Origin of the sequence: Variovorax frigidus (assembly GCF_051216515.1) — a bacterium.
GTDB lineage: Bacteria > Pseudomonadota > Gammaproteobacteria > Burkholderiales > Burkholderiaceae_C > Variovorax.
Map to the genome: position 1 here is coordinate 159,342 of NZ_JBPJZF010000005.1, position 17,985 is coordinate 177,326.

The window sequence follows — 17,985 nt, forward strand, 5'->3', positions numbered from 1 at the left end:
ATTGAGAGTTATTCTTATCTAGAATGGCCGGCCCTGTCCACTTCGAACGAGCTCCTGCCGCATGAAAACCACGGGTCTGGCCTCCGCCTTCGCCGCCGCCATCGCTGTTCCCGCCGCCCTGGCCTTCGCCATGCCCGCGTGGGCGCAGCAACCCGCCGCTGCCGTGCGCGGCATCGCGGCCGTGCCGGTGACGCCGCAGTCGGTGGCGGCCCACTACACGGTGCTGGTGCATGCCAACTACGAGGACGCGCTGGGCGGCGCGCTGGCCCTGCAGAAGGCCATCGCGACCTTCACCGCGGCCCCGTCCGAAGCCGGCCTCGCGGCCGCGCGCAAGGCCTGGCTGCAGGCGCGCGAGGCCTATGGCCAGACCGAGGCCTTCCGTTTCTACGGCGGCCCGATCGACGATGACAACGGCCCCGAAGGGCGCATCAACGCCTGGCCGATGGACGAGTCCTATGTCGACTACGGGGTCGACGCGCCGACCGCCGGCATCGTCAACGACCGCAAGGTCGCGATCACCAAGAAGTCGCTGGCCAGCCTCAACGAGCGCGACGGCGAGGAGAACGTGGCGACCGGCTGGCACGCGATCGAGTTCCTGCTCTGGGGCCAGGACCTGAGCGAGACCGGCCCGGGCGAGCGCTCCTTCGAGGACTTCGTCGACGGCAAGCGGCCCAACGCCGACCGCCGCCGCCAGTACCTGACGGTCGTGACCTCGCTGCTGATCGACGACCTGCGCACGCTGGTCAGGGCCTGGGCGCCGCAGCAGAAGAACTACGGCGCGAGCTTCGCGCGCGGCGGCAACGAGTCGCTGCGCAAGATGCTGGTCGGCCTGGGCTCGCTGTCGCGCGGCGAACTCGCGGGCGAGCGGCTCGAGGTCGCGCTCGCCAGCCAGGACCAGGAGGACGAGCACTCCTGCTTCTCCGACAACACGCACCGCGATGCGGTGACCAATGCGATGGGGATCCAGAACGTCTGGCTGGGCCGCTATGTGCGCGCCGACGGCCGCGTGGTGGAGGGCCCGTCGCTGCAGGCGCTGGTCGCGGCGCGCAACCCGCAGCTGGCCGCGCGCACCGGCGCGCAGATCGCGGCCTCGGTGGCCGCCACCGAGGGCATCCAGGCGCCCTTCGATCGCGAGATCGTCGGCGGCAAGGACGCCCCGGGCCGGCTGCGCGTGCAGAAGGCCATCGACAGCCTGACGCAGCAGAGCAAGGACCTGGTCGAGGCCGCGGGCGCGATCGGCATCACCCGGCTCACGCTGGTCAACCCCGAGTAGGCGGCGCGATGCGCCGCCGTGTGAGAACCTGGGCCGGGATGGGTGCGCTGGGCTTCGCGGCCCTGGCCGGGCCCGAAGTCGTCGCCCGCCCCGGCGAAGCGGAAGAGAAGACGGGCGGCGACACGACCGTGTTCGCCACCGGCCGCAACGCCTTCTCCTTCCCCGCCGCCAACCTCGACGATCCCGAGCGCACGCGCTTCGTGATCGGCAATTCCTTCTTCAAGCGCAACTGGGTGCAGGCGCCGGCCTCGACCAAGGCGCGCGACGGGCTCGGCCCGCACTTCATCGCGCGCTCCTGCGCGGCCTGCCACATGCAGGACGGGCGCGGTGCGCCGCCCGACTTCAGGAAGGGCCTGTCGGAGCCACCGGTGGCGCTGCTGATGCGCCTGTCGGTGCCCGGCGCAGACCGCGTGGGCGGGCCGCTGCCCGAGCCGGTGTATGGCGACCAGTTCCAGAATTTCGCGGTCCGCGGCGTGAAGTCCGAAGGGCAGATCGCGATGCGCTACGAGAACGTGGCGGGCCGCTTCGCCGACGGCACGCGCTACACATTGCAGCGGCCGGTCTATTCGTTCTCGAAGCTCCACTACGGCCCGATGGCGAAGAACGCGATGTTCAGCCCGCGCATCGCGCCGCAGGTGATCGGCGTGGGCCTGCTGGAGGCCATTCCCGAGGCCGAGATCCTGCGCAACGTGCAGGACCAGGCGGCGGCCGACGGGCCGATCCGTGGCATGGCCAACCGCGTGTTCGACGCGCCCTCGCAGCAGATGCTGGTCGGCCGTTTCGGCTGGAAGGCCAACGTCGCCACGCTGGCGCACCAGACGGCGGCCGCCTTCGCGGGCGACATCGGCATCACCTCGCGCATGTTCCCCGAGCCGACCTGCACGCCGCGCCAGACCGACTGCGCCGCCGCGCCCAGCGGGGCCGACGGTCGCGGCCACGAGATCGACGACAAGACGCTGGCCGACGTGGTCTTCTACCAGGCCACGCTGGCACCACCCGCGCGGCGCAACGTGAACGACGCGCAGGTGCGCGTGGGCCAGGCGCTGTTCGCGCAGGCGCAGTGCGCCACCTGCCACCGCCCGACCTACACCACGGCCGGCGCGCTGTTCCCGCCGCTCACGCCGCAGGTCACCAGCAAGGCGCTGTTCAACCAGACCATCCACCCGTACACCGACCTGCTGCTGCACGACATGGGCGAGGGACTGGCCGACGGCCGGCCCGATTTCCTCGCCGACGGCCGCCAGTGGCGCACGCCGCCGCTGTGGGGCATCGGCCTGATTCCCGACGTCAACGGCCACCAGCGGTTGCTGCACGACGGCCGTGCACGCGGCGTGATGGAAGCCATCCTCTGGCACGACGGCGAAGCGCGCGACAGCCGCGACGCGGTGCTGCAATTCAATGCGGCCGAGCGCGCCGCGCTGGTCAAGTTCGTGGAGTCGCTGTGATGTCGCAGACCAACCGTTTTTCCTTGCTGCCGGCTGCGCTGATGCTGCTGCTGGCCGGTGCCGCGCAGGCGCAGCCCGCGGCGGTCGCGCCCGCGGGGGCGCCGCAGTTCCTGGCTTCGGCCTACCGCGACGGCTTCGTGCCGCGCGCCACCGCCTTCGCGACCGAGAGCGCCGCATTGAACAAGGCCGTCGACACGCTCTGCGAGGGGTCTGACACCGATGCCGCCGCGGCGCTGGAGGCCGCGCGCACGCAATGGCGGGCCACCACCAGCGCGTGGGATCGGCTGGCCGGCGTGGCGGTCGGGCCGCTGGTCAAGCGCCGCGCGCTGACCGCGCTCGACTTCAATCCGACCCGTCCGCCGCTGATCGAGCGCGCCATCGGCAGCGCGCCCGTCGGCGCGGAAGCGATGGAGCGCGTGGGCACGCCGGCCAAGGGCATCCCCGCGCTCGAATGGCTGCTGTGGACGAAGAAGCCCGCGCCGCAATCACCGGCCTGCCGCTACACGCAGCAGGTGGCGATCGAGCTGGCGCGCGAAGGGGCGACGCTGTCGGCCGGCTTCGCCGAACTGGCCGCGACCGACTGGGCGGCCGATCCGGCGCGCACCTATCTCGCCTGGCAGGAGCTGTTCAACCAGTGGCTGGGCGGCTTCGAGCGGCTGCGCTGGGCGCAGATCGACAAGCCGCTCAAGACCGTCGAGACCTCGAACACCGGCAAGGCGCCGGTGTTCGCGCGCGCGGTCAGTGGCCATGCGGCGCAGAGCTGGGCTGCGCAATGGGAGGCGCTGCGTTCGCTCGCGGCGCCGGTGGCGCAAACGCTCGCGGCCAGCGGCAAGCAAGCCCTGGCCGAGCGCCTGACGCAGGCGGTGGCCGAAGCCGATGCAGCGATGCAGCGCGCCACGCCGGCCGACTTGCCTGCACTGCCCGCGGCCACGCGCGCGCTGGCTGGGGTGAAGAAACTGATCGAGGCCGATGTGGCGCCGGCGCTCAAGGTGGTGGTCGGCTTCTCGGACGGCGACGGTGACTGACGCGCGCATGCCGATGGACCGCCGGCGCTGGCTCGCCTGGATGGCGGCGTCCGCGATGGTGCCGCTGGCAAGGGCCGAGGCGACATCGGCGTCACGCTTCGTGGCCGCCTGGGAGGCCGAGGCCGGCTACCGCGTCGGCGTGCTCGCGCAGACACCGCAGGGCCTGGCCGTGCAGTCGGCGCTCGAGGTGCCCACGCGTGCACACGGCCTGTGGGTGGAGCGCGACGGCACGCTGCTCGCCGCGGCACGCCGGCCGGGCGATTGGCTGGTGCGCTGGCGGCCCGACGGCCAGGCCCTGGCCTGGTGCTGGATCGAAGCGGGCCGCGCCTTCAACGGCCATGTGATCGCGAGCGCCGACGGGCGGACGCTGTACACCACCGAGACCGATCTCGAGACCGCCGAAGGCCTGATCGGCGTGCGCGATGCCGCGTCGCTGGAGAAGATCGACGAATGGCCGACCCACGGCATGGACCCGCACGAACTGCTGACCGACACCGACGGCAGCCTGGTGGTCGCCAACGGCGGCATTCCCACGCTGCCCGAGACCGGCCGCGTGAAGGTGGACCTGGAGCGCATGGACGCGTCGCTGGTGCGGCTCGACGGCGCCGACGGAACGCTCCGCGGCCAGTGGCGCCTGGCCGATCCGCGGCTCAGCCTGCGCCACATGGCCTGGGGCGCGCACGGACAGTTGGGCATCGCGCTGCAGGCCGAGCACGACCGCGTGGAGGACAAGGCCGCTGCGCCGCTGCTGGCGCTGTTCGACGGCCGTTCACTGCGTGCCGTCGAGGCCGGGCATGCACTCGCGGGTTATGGCGGGGCCATCGCGTTCGGCGGTGAGCGCTTCGCGGTGAGTTGTCCGCGCGCGAACGGCGTGGCGATCTGGCGTGCCGATGGGCGCTGGGATGGCTTCACGTCGCTGACCGAAGCCTGTGCCCTCGCGCCCGTGCAGGGTGGGATCTGGGCCGGGGGGCGCGAACGGGCGGTGCCGATGGCCGGGGCCGTGGGGGAGGCGGCCGTGGTGGCTGCGTTGCGACTGGACAACCACTGGGCCGCGATGGCCTGAAGACTGCGGGTCGCAGTGCGCTGTCCGCCGGCCACGCCGACGGACAGCGCGTAGGGCCTTACTTCAGGCCGGCCGCCGCGCGCAGTGCCGCGGCCTGGTTCGTCGATTCCCAGGTGAACTCGGGTTCTTCACGGCCGAAGTGGCCGTAGGCGGCGGTCTTCTGGTAGATCGGGCGCAGCAGGTCGAGCATCTGGATGATGCCCTTGGGGCGGAGGTCGAAGTGTTCGCGCACCAGGGCGGCGATCTGCGCGTCGGGGATCAGGCCCGTGCCTTCGGTGTAGACCGTGATGTTCATCGGCTCGGCCACGCCGATCGCGTAGGCCACCTGGATCTGGCACTGGCGCGCGATGCCCGCGGCCACGATGTTCTTGGCCACGTAGCGTGCGGCGTAGGCGGCCGAGCGGTCGACCTTCGACGGGTCCTTGCCCGAGAACGCACCGCCGCCGTGCGGGCAGGCGCCGCCGTAGGTGTCGACGATGATCTTGCGGCCCGTGAGGCCGCAGTCGCCCTGCGGGCCGCCGATGACGAAACGGCCGGTCGGGTTGATCAGGTAGCGCGTGTTCTGCAGCCACTCCTTGGGCAGCACGGGCTTGATGATCTCTTCGATGATGGCTTCGTTGAACGAGGCCTTCATCTTGGTCGAGGTTTCGCTCTGGTCGGGGTGGTGCTGGGTGGAGAGCACCACGGTGTCGATGCTGTGCGGCTTGCCGTCGACATAGCGCATCGTGACCTGGCTCTTGGCGTCCGGGCGCAGGAACGGCAGGCGGCCGTCCTTGCGCAGCTGGGCCTGGCGCTCGACCAGGCGGTGCGCGTAGTAGATCGGCGCGGGCATCAGCTCGGGCGTCTCGTCGCAGGCGTAGCCGAACATCAGGCCCTGGTCGCCGGCGCCGGTGTTCAGGTGGTCGTCGCTCGCGTGGTCCACGCCCTGGGCGATGTCGTTGGACTGCTTGTCGTAGCAGACCATCACCGCACAGCCCTTGTAGTCGATGCCGTACTCGGTGTTGTCGTAGCCGATGCGCTTGATGGTGTCGCGCGCGACCTGGATGTAGTCGACGTGCGCGTTGGTCGTGATCTCGCCGGCGAGCACCACCAGGCCGGTGTTGGTCAGCGTCTCGGCGGCCACGCGGCTGCGCGGGTCCTGTTCGAAGATCGCGTCGAGGATGGCATCCGAAATCTGGTCGGCAACCTTGTCGGGGTGGCCTTCGGAAACGGATTCGGAAGTGAAGAGGAAATCGTTCGCCATTGATAAAACTCCGTCGGTCAGTTGGCGCGTTGCCAGCTGGGGGAGCTTCGGCGAACGCTTTAGCAGAATGCCGGATCGGCACGGGCACAATCGCGTGGCGCTTGTGCATGTCGCCCTGCAAGTAGTTCCATAACTCAGCGACAATTTGGATTCTATGCGAGCCGCGTTTTGCTTGCGTGAGCCTCACTTCTCACCCTTACCGCCTCGATGATTCCTCTGTTTCGCCTGCTCGCCCATGTGCCCCTGCCCTGGATGCATCGGCTCGGCGCGTGCTTCGGCTGGCTGGTGTGGTGGGCCGCGCCCGACTACCGGCGCCGCTTCCGGGAAAACGCCGAAGCGGCCGGTTTCACACCCGCACAGTACCGCCCCGCCGTCGGCGCGGCCGGTGCGATGGCCGCCGAACTGCCCTGGCTGTGGGCCCGGCCGCAAGGCGCCAGTGTGCTGCCGCGCATCGCGCGCTGGGACGGCGCCGAGGTCTTCGAGGCCGCGCTGGCCGAACGCAAGGGCCTGATCCTGGTCACGCCGCACATCGGCAGCTGGGAGCTCTGCGGCCAGGCGATCGCCGAGCGCTTCGTGGCCGTGCACGGCCCGCTGACCGCCTTGTTCCGGCCGCCGCGCAAGGCCTGGATGGCCGGGCTCATGAAGGGCTCGCGCGACCGCGCCGGCCTGCAGACCCTGCCCACCAGCGTGGCCGGCGTGCGTGGACTCATGCGCACGCTGCGCAACGGCGGCTACACCGGCATCCTGCCCGACCAGGTGCCACCGCTGGGGCAAGGCGTGTGGGCGCCGTTCCTGGGCCGGCCGGCCTACACCATGACCTTGCTACCGCGCCTCGCGCAGCAGACCGGCGCGCACGTGTTCCTCTGCGTGTGCGAGCGGCTGCCCCGCGGCGGACGCTTCGTGATCCGCTTCGAGCCCTTCGACGACACCCCGATGAGCGATCCGACGGCCACGCCCGAGGCCGCCGCCGCCGCGATGAACCAGGGCATCGAACGCCTGATCCGCCAACTGCCGGGCCAGTACGTCTGGGACTACGCGCGCTTCAAACAGCCCAAGGGCGAGCCGGCGCAGAAGGCTGCAACATGAGCGCAGCGCCGGGCCGCCCCAAGCAAGCTCGCACCGCAGTGCGCAGCACGGAGGTTTCCGAATGCGCAGCGCCGGGCCGCCCCAAGCAAGCTCGCACCGCAGTGCGCAGCACGAAGGTTTTCGAATGAGCTTCTCGTCCCGACTCGGCATCGGCTTCATGCGCACGCTGGCCCGCGTGCCGCTGCCGCTGGTGCGCGGCTTCGGCAAGGTGCTGGGCCGTGTGCTGTATGTCGTCGCGGTGTCGCGCCGCCATGTGGTGCAGACCAATCTCGCGCTGTGCCTGCCGGAGAAGTCCAAGGCCGAACGCGAGGCCATCGCCCGCGAGACCTTCGTCTTCGTGGCCCAGTCCTGGCTCGACCGCAGCTGGCTCTGGCACGCCCCCGAGGCCGTGGTGGCCAGCCGGCTGCGCGTGATCGGCTCGACCGCCGAGATCGACGAGATCGCGCACGGCAGCGCGCCGATGATCCTGTTCGCGCCGCACTTCTACGGTCTCGACGCGGCCGCGACCGCACTCACCATGCACACGGCGCGGCCTTCGACCACCATCTACACGACCCAGCGCGATCCGCTGGTCGACGCCTGGATCCGCGAAGGACGTCAGCGCTTCGGCAACGTGATCACGCTCAACCGCACCGAGGGCATCAAGCCGATCGTCGCGGGCCTGCGCAAGAACGGCCTGCTGTACCTGCTGCCGGACATGGACTTCGGCCGCGAGCAGTCGGTGTTCGTGCCTTTCTACGGCGTGCCCGCGGCTACCTTGCCCTCGCTCTCGCGTTTCGCGCGGCTGGGCAAGGCCAAGGTGGTGCCGGTGGTGTCGCGGCTCACGTCCACGGGCTACGACATCGAGGTGCTGCCGGCCTGGCAGAACTTCCCCAGCGACGATGCGGTGGCCGACACCGCGCTGATGAACACGCGGCTGCAGGGCTACATCGACGCGATGCCTTCGCAGTACTACTGGGTGCATCGGCGCTTCAAGACACGGCCCGAGGGCGCGCCACCGGTGTATTGACTCTCCCCCGAGGGCTTCACGCACTGCGTGTCGCTTCGCCTTCCCCCTTCCGGGGGCGACACCAGCGGCCCGGCGAAGCCGGCGCACTTGGCTCTCCCCCGGGGCTTGCCCACTTCGTGTGGCTTCGCCCTCCCCCTTCCGGGGGCGACACCAGCGGCCCGGCGAAGCCGGTTCCGCGGTGTCCCGCGAAGGAGTCAGGCGCCGCGCTGAAACGCCTCGATCTCGGCGGCCACGCGCTGCGGCTGTTCGTGCACGATCCAGTGCGTCGCGCCCGGCACCTTCACCAGCTTGAGCTTCGGCACGTAGTCGTCCAATCCGTCGAGCAGGCCGGGCAGCAGCGCGCTGTCGTCGAGCGCCCAGAGCACCAGCGTGGGCGCTTCGATGGTCAGGCGCTCGCGCGGCAGCTGCGGGATCGGCGGCGCGTCCTGGCCCGGCATGGCTGGCTTGAGCGGCGTCACCGCGTAGAGGTTGCAGGCGCCGCGCAGACCGGCGTTCCAGAGCGCGCGGTATTGGTCTTTCACGCTGTCGGTGAGCCAGCCGAAGCCGTCGCTGCCCGCGCCCATGAGCGTGAAGAAGGGCCACATGCGGCGGTAGTCGTCTTCGGCCAGCAGCGCGGGCGCGTCGGCCCGCGCCAGGAAGTTCATGTACGCACTGGCCTGCTGCTGCACCGGGTTGTCGCACAGCTCGCGCGCGAAGGTGCCCGGGTGCGGCGAGTTGAGGATGACCAATCGACGGGCCTGCGCTGGAAAGGCGTTGGCGAAGCCCCAGCCGAAGGCGCCGCCCCAGTCGTGCGCGACCAGCGTGTCGATCACGCCGTCGGTGCTTTCGGTGGCGGCCAGCTGGCGCACGTCCTGCACCAGCAGGTGCGGGCGGTAGTCCTCCACGGCCGGCGGCGCGCTCGACTGCTCGAAGCCGCGCAGGTTGGGCGCGACGCAGCGGTAGCCGCCGTGTTCGGGTTGCGAGAAATGTTCAAGCAGCGCATCCCAGATGAACGCGCCTTCGGGGAAGCCGTGCAGGAACACCATCAACGGCCGGCCGGGTGTGCCGCTGGCGCGGCAACTGAGCGTGATGCCGTTGGGCAGGGTGCGCTGGAAGGTCTCGATCATCTGGCGGTCTCCGGTCGGTGGTGTGGGCGCACGAGTCGACCGGTGCCGCCGGGGGTCAGGACTCTGGATGAGCCCAGCGCCAGAGGAGTTCGGCGGCTTCGTCGACGCCTTGCTTCTTCAGCGCCGAGAACAGTTTGACCTCACCGCCGCCGGCCTGCAGTCGCACAATCGACAGCGCCTTGGCGCCATCGGCGCGGGTCAGCTTGTCGGACTTGGTCAGCAGCACCAGGAACTTGAGGCCGGCCTCGACGCGCGGGCGGATCACGTCGAGCAGGATCTCGTCGAGCTCGGTCAGGCCGTGGCGCGGGTCGCACATCAGCACCACGCCGCGCAGGTTCTCGCGCGTCATGAGGTAGTTGCCCATCACGCGCTGCCAGCGCAGCTTGGCTTCGCGCGGCACCGCGGCATAGCCGTAGCCGGGCAGGTCGGCGAGCACGGCGTCGTCGACCTTCTGCTTGCCCACGCCGAACAGGTTGATGTGCTGGGTGCGGCCGGGTGTCTTCGAGGCGAAGGCCAGCCGGTGCTGCTGCGTCAGGGTGTTGATCGCGGTCGACTTGCCTGCGTTCGAGCGCCCGACGAAGGCGATCTCGGGCAGATCGAAGGCCGGCAGATGCTCCAGTTGGGGGGCACTGGTGAGGAAATGGGCGGTGTGCATCCAGCCCATGGCCGTGCGGATCCGGTCGGGTGCGATCGCCGCGGCGGGCGTGGCGGGGGCCGGTGAAGGCGCGGGGGTGGTCATGAGGAAGCCTTGGTAACGGAGCACCATTGTAGAATCGCGGGGTTTTGCGCCAATAAATCGAGCCCCCCGATATGAAGTTGTTTGCCCATTTCCTGCTTGCAGCCCTCATGGGCGCCGCCACCAGCGCTGCTTTTGCAGCCGACGAGCCCGCGGCCGCCCCCGCTGCGGCCGCCAAGCCGGCCAAGCCCGACCCGGCCAAGGGCGACACGATCTTCAATGCGACGCCGGCCAACAGCCAGAGTTGCGCGTCGTGCCACAACGCGGACGGCAACTCGGCCATCGCGGCCAACCCCAAGCTGGCACAGCAGCATCCCGAGTACATCCTCAAGCAGCTGCAGGAATTCAAGTCCGGCAAGCGCAAGAGCGCGATCATGAAGCCCTACGCTTCGGCCCTGTCGGACGAAGACATGCGCAACATCGCCTGGTTCGTCGGCTCGAAGACCGTCAAGCCGGGCTTCGCCAAGGAAAAGGACCTGGTCGCCCTGGGCGAGAAGATCTACCGCGGCGGCATCGCCGACCGCATGATCCCGGCCTGCGCCAGCTGCCACAGCCCCACCGGTGCCGGCCTGCCCGCGCAGTACCCGCGCCTGGGTGGCCAGCATGCCGACTACACCACCGCCCAGCTCGTGGCCTTCCGCGACGGCTCGCGTGCCAACAGCGCGCCGATGACCGGTGTGGCCGCCAAGCTCAACGACCGTGAAATCAAGGCCGTGTCGGACTACATCGCCGGCCTGCGTTAACCGAGCCCCAGGCCCGCGCCGTCTTTTCGTGCCTGTTCCTGCGGGCGCCGCGGCGGCCGGGACCGTGATGAACTAACCGCCAATAATCAATCCAACAAGGCGGGCCGATCCAGCAGGATGGCCCGCCTTTTTGCTTTCTCCAGCCAGCGTCTCCGAAGTCCTTTTCCATGTCAGTTTCCACCCACGGCCTTCGCGTCCGTCGCGGCCCGCAAGCGGTACGCGCGACGGTGGAGCTGTTCTCGTCGATGCGCTTCGCGATCGCGCTGCTCACGATCATCTGCATCGCCTCCATCATCGGCACCGTGCTCAAGCAGCACGAGCCCCTGGGCAACTACATCAACCAGTTCGGCCCCTTCTGGGCCGCGCTGTTCCGCGCCGCGCGCCTCGACGCGATCTACAGCGCCTGGTGGTTCCTGCTGATCCTGCTGTTCCTGGTGATCAGCACCACGCTGTGCATCGCGCGCAACACGCCGCACATCCTCAGGGACCTCAAGAACTTCAAGGAAGACCTTCGGGTGCAGGGCCTGCGGGCCTTCGGCCAGCGCGCAACGACCACGCTGGGCGCGGAAGTGCCCGAGGTGGCCGCGCAGCGCATCGGCACCTTGCTCACGGGCGGCGGCTGGAAGGTCAAGCTGCAGCACCGCGAAGGCGCGGGCTGGATGGTGGCGGCGCGCGCGGGCGGCGCCCACAAGCTGGGCTACATCGCGGCGCACGGCGCGATCGTGCTGATCTGCATCGGCGGCCTGCTCGACGGCGACCTGGTGGTGCGCGCCCAGACCTGGTTCAACGGCAAGAGCGTGTTCACCGGCGGCGGCATGATCGCCGACGTGGCGCCCGAGCACCGCCTGTCGCCCTCGAACCCGACCTTCCGCGGCAACATCCTGGTGCCCGAGGGCGGCCGCTCCAGCGTGGCGATCCTGAACCAGGCCGACGGCGTGCTGCTGCAGGACCTGCCGTTCTCGATCGAGCTCAAGAAATTCATCGTCGACTACTACTCGACCGGCATGCCCAAGCTGTTCGCCAGCGAGGTGGTGCTGCACGACCGCGAGACCGGCGAGCAGGTGCCTGCGCGCATCGAGGTGAACCATCCGGCCAGCTACAAGGGCGTGGAGATCTACCAGTCGAGCTTCGACGACGGCGGTTCCACGGTGAAGGTCAAGGCGGTGCCGATGTCGGCCGCGGCCAAGCCCTTCGAGCTCGAGGGCACGATCGGCACCAGCTCTGAAATCACCAACGGCAGCGACAAGCTCACGCTCGAATACGTGGCGCTGCGCGTGATCAACGTCGAGAACTTCGCCGACGGGGCCGGCGGCGCCATGACCAGCGGTGCCGACGTGCGCAAGGTCGACCTGCAGCACAGCCTGGAGTCGCGCCTGGGCGCGGCCAACAAGGTCAACAAGCCCAAGGTGCTGCGCAACATCGGCCCGAGCATCGGCTACAAGCTGCGCGACGCCGCGGGCCAGGCCCGCGAGTACCAGAACTACATGGTGCCGGTCGACACCGGCGACGGCCAGCCGGTGTTCCTGCTGGGCATGCGCGAGAAGCCCGAGGACCCGTTCCGCTACCTGCGCGTGCCGGCCGACGAGAACGGTTCGATGGACGGCTTCCAGCGCATGCGTACCGCGCTCGGCGACGACGCGGTGCGCGCCCGCGCGGTGGAGCGCTACATCGCGCGTGCCACCGACCCGGCGCGGCCCGAACTGGCCGAGCAGCTGCGGGCCTCGGCCACGCGCGCGCTGGCGCTGTTCGCCGGCAGCGAGCGGGTGAAGGCCGACGCCACCAGCAAAGGCGGCTGGCAGGCGATCGCCGAGTTCATGGAATTCAACGTGCCCGAGGCCGAGCGCGCACGCGCCGGCGCGGTGCTGGTGCGCATCCTCAACGAGGTGCTGTTCGAGGTGCTCAACCTGAGCCGCGAATCGGCGGGCCTGGCCGCGCTGCCGGGCGACGACAAGTCGCAGGCCTTCCTCACGCAGGCGGTGCTGGCCATCAGCGATGCCCACTTCTACCCCGCACCGGTCGCGATGATGATGACCGACTTCAAGCAGGTCCAGGCCAGCGTGTTCCAGGTGGCCCGGGCCCCGGGCAAGAGCATCGTCTACCTGGGCTGCCTGTTCCTGATCGTCGGCATCTTCGCCATGCTCTACGTGCGCGAGCGGCGTCTCTGGGTGTGGCTCGCGCCCGCCGAGACCGGCGGCAGCAGCGCGACCATGGCCTTCTCGGTCAATCGCCGCACCATCGACAGCGACCGCGAATTCGACAATCTCAAAGACAAGCTGCTCGCCCTCCAGAAAGAACCGGCGCCATGACCACCACGACACTGACCCTCAACGACAGCTGGCTCGCGCGCCGCAACCTCTTCGACTGGGTGTTCGCGGCCATCGTCGCGGCCGGCGCCTTGTTCGCCTTCTCGCGCTATGCGGGCTCGATGGACATCTACGAGAAAGCGATCCTCGTGGGCACGGTGCCCGCCATGGTCTGGCTCGGCTGGTTCTGGCGCCCGCTGCAGCTGCTGGCGGTCGGCGTCGCGGCCGCGACCGTGCTGGCCATCACTTCCTACCAGGGCGACCTGGCGCGGGCCGACACGGTGTTCTGGCTCAAGTACTTCCTGTCGAGCCAGTCGGCCATCCTCTGGATGAGCGTGCTGTTTTTCATGAGCACGATCTTCTACTGGCTGGGGCTGTTCGGCGGCAAGCAGGGCGATGCGATGGAGCTGATCGGCTCGCGCGTGGCCTGGGCGGCGATCACGATGGCGCTGATCGGCACTATGGTGCGCTGGTACGAAAGCCACCAGCTCGGCCCGGACATCGGCCACATCCCGGTGAGCAACCTCTACGAGGTCTTCGTGCTGTTCAGCTGGCTCACCGCGGCCTTCTACCTGTACTTCGAATCGATCTACCGCACCCGCGCCATGGGCGCCTTCGTGATGCTGGTGGTGAGCGCCGCGGTCGGCTTCCTGCTCTGGTACACGCTGGTGCGCGAAGCGCACGAGATCCAGCCGCTGGTGCCCGCGCTGCAGAGCTGGTGGATGAAGCTGCACGTGCCCGCCAACTTCATCGGCTACGGCACCTTCGCGCTCGCGGCCATGGTGGCCTTCGCCTACCTGATCAAGGAGCAGGCCGACGAGAAGCGCTGGTACAAGCTCACGCCGATCTGGCTGCTGGGCGTGGCGCTGTGCTTCGTGCCCGTGGCCTTCCGCCAGCGCGTGCAGGAAGCCGGCGGCAGCTACTGGGTGGTCTATGCGGGCATCTCGGCGCTGATCGCCGCGGGCATCCTGCTCGGCCGCAAGCGCATCGCGGCGCGTCTGCCGGCCAACGACGTGCTCGACGACGTCATGTACAAGTCGATCACGGTCGGCTTCGCCTTCTTCACCATCGCCACCGTGCTGGGCGCCCTGTGGGCCGCCGACGCCTGGGGCGGCTACTGGAGCTGGGACCCGAAGGAAACCTGGGCGCTGATCGTCTGGCTCAACTACGCGGCCTGGCTGCACATGCGGCTGGTCAAGGGCCTGCGCGGCACCGTGGCGGCCTGGTGGGCGCTGGGCGGCCTGGCCGTGACCACCTTCGCCTTCCTGGGCGTGAACATGTTCCTCAGCGGACTGCACAGTTACGGCACGCTCTGAAACCGAACGCGCGGCAAGCGCGTAACCTTTCGGTGCCCTGCAACGAAGTTGAGGGTGAGATCCACCTGCCATCGAAAGGCGCGCCATGCTGATTCGTTCCCGTGACAACGGCTTCATCCACCCGGCTTCCAGCGAGATCACGTCCCGCAGCGCCTACGAAGGCCGGCGTGACCTGCTCAAGCTGATGGCCGGCGGCGCCGCCGGCGCGGCGCTGGCGAGCTGGGCCGCGCGCGACGCGATGGCGCAGACCGTGGCGCCGGGCAAGCTGGCCGCGCTCAAGGGCGGCAAGTCGGCGGTGCCGGGCGCCCAATCGATGGAGAAGCTCACCGACTACAAGGACGCGTCGAGCTACAACAACTTCTACGAGTTCGGCACCGACAAGGGCGATCCGGTGAAGAACGCCGGCACGCTCAAGACCCGTCCCTGGACCGTCGAGGTCGAGGGTCTGGTGAAGAAGCCGGGCAAGTACGGCATCGAGGACCTGATCAAGCTCAGCGCGCAGGAAGAACGCATCTACCGCCTGCGTTGCGTCGAGGGCTGGTCGATGGTCATTCCCTGGGTCGGCTATTCGCTGGCCGAGCTGATCAAGAAGGTCGAGCCGCAGGGCAACGCGAAGTACGTCGAGTTCGTGACGCTGGCCGATCCCAAGACCATGCCCTTCGTCGGCTCGCGCGTGCTCGACTGGCCCTATGCCGAAGGCCTGCGCATGGACGAGGCCATGCATCCGCTGACGCTGCTGACCTTCGGCATGTACGGCGAGGTGCTGCCCAACCAGAACGGCGCGCCGGTTCGCCTCGTGGTGCCGTGGAAGTACGGCTTCAAGTCGGCCAAGTCGATCGTCAAGATCCGCTTTGTCGAGAAGGAGCCGAGCACGGCCTGGAACAAGTCGGCCGCCAACGAGTACGGCTTCTATTCCAACGTGAACCCGAACGTCGACCATCCGCGCTGGAGCCAGGCCACCGAGCGCCGCATCGGCGACGGCGGCGGCCTGTTCGCCAAGCGGCGCAAGACCGAGATGTTCAACGGCTACGAAGCCCAGGTCGGCCAGCTCTATGCCGGGATGGACCTCAAGAAGTTCTATTGAAGCCGGGCGGCCCGCGATGAACAAGCTGTTGCTGCACAAGGCGGCCAAGCCGCTGGTGTTCCTGCTGTGCCTGCTGCCTTTCGCCTGGCTGGTGTTCGGCGCCGTCACCGACGGCCTGGGCGCGAACCCGGCCGAGTACCTGATCCGCTCGACCGGCGACTGGACGCTGCGCTTCCTGTGCATCGTGCTGGCCGTGACACCGTTGCGCGTGAGTTTCAAGCTCACCGGCCTGGCGCGCTACCGGCGCATGCTCGGGCTGTTCGTGTACTTCTACGTGGCCGTCCATTTGCTCAGCTACAGCTGGTTCGACATGGGCTTCGAGCTTGGCGACATCGCACGCGACATCGCCAAGCGGCCCTTCATCCTGGTCGGCTTCGCCGCCTTCGTGTTGTTGACGCCGCTGGCTGCGACCTCCTTCAACCGCGCAATCAAGGCGCTGGGCGCGAAGCGCTGGCAGCGGCTGCACAAGCTGGTCTACCTGATCGCGGGGCTGGGCCTGCTGCACTTCTTCTGGATGCGCGCCGGCAAGAACGACTTCGCCGAAGTGTTCGTCTATGCGGGCATCGTGGCTGCGCTGCTGGCGTGGCGAATCTGGCACTTCGTGCGCCAGAAACAGAAACAGGCGACGCCACGCGCGCCGGCCGTGGCGCGCGTGCAGGCGACCAAGCTCTAGCCGATCCGGGCGATCAGCCGAGCTCGTTGCGCAGCTGGTCCTCGACGGTTTCGCGCCGGCGGATCAGCGTGGCGCGGTCGCCCGCGACCAGCACCTCGGCGGCACGGCCGCGGGTGTTGTAGTTGCTGGCCATCGACATGCAATACGCCCCCGCCGACAGCACGACCAGCAGGTCGCCCTGGGCCACGTTCAGTTCGCGGTCGCGGCCGATCCAGTCGCCGCTCTCGCAGACCGGGCCGACCACGTCGTAGGTCGTCGCCTCGGCCGCGAGGCGCTCGTTCAGCGGCACGATCCGGTGGAAGGCCTGGTACATGGCCGGGCGCGGCAGGTCGTTCATGGCCGCGTCGACGATGCAGAAGTTCTTGTCCTCGCCGGGCTTGGTGTAGAGCACCTCGGTCACGCAGACGCCGGCATTGCCCACCAGCGAACGGCCGGGTTCCACCACCAGCTTGCGCTGGCCGAAGCCGCGTGCATCGAGCCGCGCCAGCAGTTGCTTCCAGAGCACGTCCGCGGCCGGCGGCGTGTCGTGGTTGTAGTCGATGCCCAGGCCGCCACCGAAATCGAGGTGGTGCAGCGGGATGCCCGCCGCTTCGATCAGCACGACCAGGTCGAGCACGCGCTCGAGCGCATCCAGGTAGGGCGAGGCTTCGGTGATCTGCGAGCCGATGTGGCAGTCGATGCCCACCACCTCGAGGCCCGGCAGCGACGCCGCATGGCGGTAGGCGGCCAGCGCGCGGTCGTGCGCCACGCCGAACTTGTTGCCCTTGAGCCCGGTCGAGATGTAGGGGTGCGTCTTCGGATCGACGTTGGGATTGATCCGGATGCTGATGCGCGCACGCCGGCCTTCTTCGAGCGCCACCGCGTTGAGCACCTCGAGCTCGGCCTCGCTCTCGACGTTGAAGCAGGCGATGCCCGCGGCCAGCGCCTGGCGCATCTCGGCGCGGGTCTTGCCCACGCCCGAGAAGATCACCTTGGCCGGATCGGCGCCCGCGGCCAGCGCGCGCGCGAGTTCGCCACCCGAGACGATGTCGAAGCCGCAGCCGGCCTCGGCGAAGACGCGCAGCACGCCCAGCGAGGAGTTGGCCTTCATCGCATAGCAGACGAGGGCGTCGCGGCCCTCGAAGCCGCGCTGGTACGCGGCCAGCGCGTCGAGCATCCATTGCTTGGAGTAGACGAACAGCGGCGTGCCGTGCGCGCGGGCCAGCGCTTCCAGCGGCAGGGCCTCGACGTGCAAGGCGCCGTCGCGCCGGGCGATGTGCGGGTGGCCGGGGAGGGCGGTCGAGGCGGTCATCGCGGGGCTCCGGCGGGGGCGCTGCTGGCGGGCGCGGGGGCAGGCGCCGCCGCGGCATCGGCAGGTGCGGCGCTCGCAGGCTTGCCGATCGACGGCGTCAGCAATTCGGGCAGCGTGGCGCGCTGGGCGGCGGCCGGATCGGTGGGCAGGTAGAGCGGGCCCTTGAGCCCGCAGCCGGACAAGCCGACCCCGAGCGCACAGAGGCCAATGGCGCTCACTAGAATTTGGCGGACTTTCAACATGGCGAAATTGTAATGACCGACCCCGAGTACATGGATCGTGCGGAAGCCGCACTGGCTGCGATCGAGCAGTCCTGCGACCGCATCAACGACGCCACCGAGGCCGACATCGACAACCAGCGCGTGGGCGGCATGATCACGCTGGTCTTTCCGAACGGCAGCCAGTTGATCGTCAATCTGCAGAAGCCGCTGCAGGAAATCTGGCTGGCGGCGCGCTCCGGCGGCTACCACTACCGTCACGACGGCAGCGCCTGGGTCGACACCAAGACCGGCGAGGAGTTCTTCGGCAACCTGTCGCGCGAAGCCTCGCTGCAGGCGGGACAGCCCTTGCTGTTCACCGCCTGAGCCGG

Annotated in this window: 17 protein-coding genes; 12 read left to right on the forward strand and 5 right to left on the reverse strand. The window is 69.2% G+C overall.

The window, feature by feature from the left end:
* Positions 1–61: 61 nt before the first annotated feature.
* From ACSFBC_RS15955 to ACSFBC_RS15970, 4 genes are read left to right on the forward strand one after another with little or no spacing between them, the layout of a single operon-like run.
* Positions 62–1,273, forward strand: coding sequence for an imelysin family protein (locus tag ACSFBC_RS15955; RefSeq protein ID WP_435511324.1), 1,212 nt, complete (start codon positions 62–64; stop codon positions 1,271–1,273).
* Positions 1,274–1,311: 38 nt separating this feature from the next.
* On the forward strand, positions 1,312–2,718 hold the full coding sequence (locus ACSFBC_RS15960) for a di-heme oxidoreductase family protein (RefSeq protein WP_435511738.1): 1,407 nt from the start codon (positions 1,312–1,314) through the stop codon (positions 2,716–2,718).
* Complete coding sequence (locus ACSFBC_RS15965; protein WP_435511325.1) at positions 2,718–3,743, forward strand: imelysin family protein; 1,026 nt, start codon at positions 2,718–2,720, stop codon at positions 3,741–3,743. The genes ACSFBC_RS15960 and ACSFBC_RS15965 overlap by 1 nt, the downstream gene beginning before the upstream one ends.
* 7 nt (positions 3,744–3,750) lie before the next feature.
* Positions 3,751–4,806: a DUF1513 domain-containing protein gene (locus ACSFBC_RS15970; RefSeq protein ID WP_435511739.1), complete on the forward strand. Its 1,056-nt coding sequence runs from the start codon at positions 3,751–3,753 to the stop codon at positions 4,804–4,806.
* A 58-nt stretch (positions 4,807–4,864) separates the two neighbouring features.
* Here the strand turns inward: ACSFBC_RS15970 and metK are convergent, their stop codons facing one another.
* Entirely contained in the window at positions 4,865–6,049 is a 1,185-nt protein-coding gene (metK, locus tag ACSFBC_RS15975; RefSeq protein WP_435511326.1) for a methionine adenosyltransferase, read from the reverse strand.
* A 207-nt stretch (positions 6,050–6,256) separates the two neighbouring features.
* On the opposite strand from metK, the gene ACSFBC_RS15980 reads away from it, so the two are divergent.
* Together ACSFBC_RS15980 and ACSFBC_RS15985 are read left to right on the forward strand one after the other, a co-directional pair.
* A complete protein-coding gene (locus tag ACSFBC_RS15980; RefSeq protein WP_435511327.1) occupies positions 6,257–7,135 on the forward strand; it encodes a lysophospholipid acyltransferase family protein in 879 nt (292 codons plus the stop codon).
* 124 nt (positions 7,136–7,259) lie between these two features.
* The gene (locus ACSFBC_RS15985; protein ID WP_435511328.1) at positions 7,260–8,144 is read left to right on the forward strand and encodes a lysophospholipid acyltransferase family protein; all 885 of its coding nucleotides are present in this window, start codon (positions 7,260–7,262) and stop codon (positions 8,142–8,144) included.
* Between the two features lie 194 nt (positions 8,145–8,338).
* On the opposite strand, the gene ACSFBC_RS15990 is transcribed toward ACSFBC_RS15985, so the two are convergent.
* The gene (locus tag ACSFBC_RS15990; protein ID WP_435511329.1) at positions 8,339–9,250 is read right to left on the reverse strand and encodes an alpha/beta fold hydrolase; all 912 of its coding nucleotides are present in this window, start codon (positions 9,248–9,250) and stop codon (positions 8,339–8,341) included.
* 55 nt (positions 9,251–9,305) lie between these two features.
* The gene (gene yihA / locus ACSFBC_RS15995; RefSeq protein WP_435511330.1) at positions 9,306–9,989 is read right to left on the reverse strand and encodes a ribosome biogenesis GTP-binding protein YihA/YsxC; all 684 of its coding nucleotides are present in this window, start codon (positions 9,987–9,989) and stop codon (positions 9,306–9,308) included.
* A gap of 71 nt (positions 9,990–10,060) precedes the next feature.
* Here yihA and ACSFBC_RS16000 point away from each other — a divergent pair, with 71 nt between their 5' ends.
* The 5 genes from ACSFBC_RS16000 to ACSFBC_RS16020 all read left to right on the forward strand — a co-directional run bounded on the left by ACSFBC_RS16000 (position 10,061) and on the right by ACSFBC_RS16020 (position 16,105).
* On the forward strand, positions 10,061–10,729 hold the full coding sequence (locus tag ACSFBC_RS16000; RefSeq protein ID WP_435511331.1) for a c-type cytochrome: 669 nt from the start codon (positions 10,061–10,063) through the stop codon (positions 10,727–10,729).
* Between the two features lie 167 nt (positions 10,730–10,896).
* Positions 10,897–13,035 (forward strand): cytochrome c biogenesis protein ResB, encoded by a 2,139-nt coding sequence (locus ACSFBC_RS16005; RefSeq protein ID WP_435511332.1) that lies wholly within the window; start codon positions 10,897–10,899, stop codon positions 13,033–13,035.
* Positions 13,032–14,348 carry a c-type cytochrome biogenesis protein CcsB gene (gene ccsB / locus ACSFBC_RS16010; RefSeq protein ID WP_435511333.1) on the forward strand — a complete coding sequence of 439 codons (1,317 nt, stop codon included), beginning with the start codon at positions 13,032–13,034 and terminating at the stop codon, positions 14,346–14,348. Before ACSFBC_RS16005 ends, ccsB begins: the two co-directional genes overlap by 4 nt.
* Before the next feature lie 85 nt (positions 14,349–14,433).
* Positions 14,434–15,432 carry a protein-methionine-sulfoxide reductase catalytic subunit MsrP gene (gene msrP / locus ACSFBC_RS16015; RefSeq protein WP_435511334.1) on the forward strand — a complete coding sequence of 333 codons (999 nt, stop codon included), beginning with the start codon at positions 14,434–14,436 and terminating at the stop codon, positions 15,430–15,432.
* 16 nt (positions 15,433–15,448) lie between these two features.
* Entirely contained in the window at positions 15,449–16,105 is a 657-nt protein-coding gene (locus ACSFBC_RS16020; RefSeq protein WP_435511335.1) for a protein-methionine-sulfoxide reductase heme-binding subunit MsrQ, read from the forward strand.
* 13 nt (positions 16,106–16,118) lie between these two features.
* On the opposite strand, the gene lysA is transcribed toward ACSFBC_RS16020, so the two are convergent.
* Positions 16,119–17,396: a diaminopimelate decarboxylase gene (gene lysA, locus ACSFBC_RS16025; protein WP_435511336.1), complete on the reverse strand. Its 1,278-nt coding sequence runs from the start codon at positions 17,394–17,396 to the stop codon at positions 16,119–16,121.
* Complete coding sequence (gene lptM / locus ACSFBC_RS16030; protein WP_435511337.1) at positions 17,393–17,638, reverse strand: LPS translocon maturation chaperone LptM; 246 nt, start codon at positions 17,636–17,638, stop codon at positions 17,393–17,395. Before lptM ends, lysA begins: the two co-directional genes overlap by 4 nt.
* 12 nt (positions 17,639–17,650) lie before the next feature.
* On the opposite strand from lptM, the gene cyaY reads away from it, so the two are divergent.
* Positions 17,651–17,980, forward strand: a complete 330-nt coding sequence (gene cyaY, locus ACSFBC_RS16035) for an iron donor protein CyaY (RefSeq protein ID WP_435511338.1) — start codon at positions 17,651–17,653, stop codon at positions 17,978–17,980.
* The last annotated feature ends 5 nt before the right edge of the window (positions 17,981–17,985 follow it).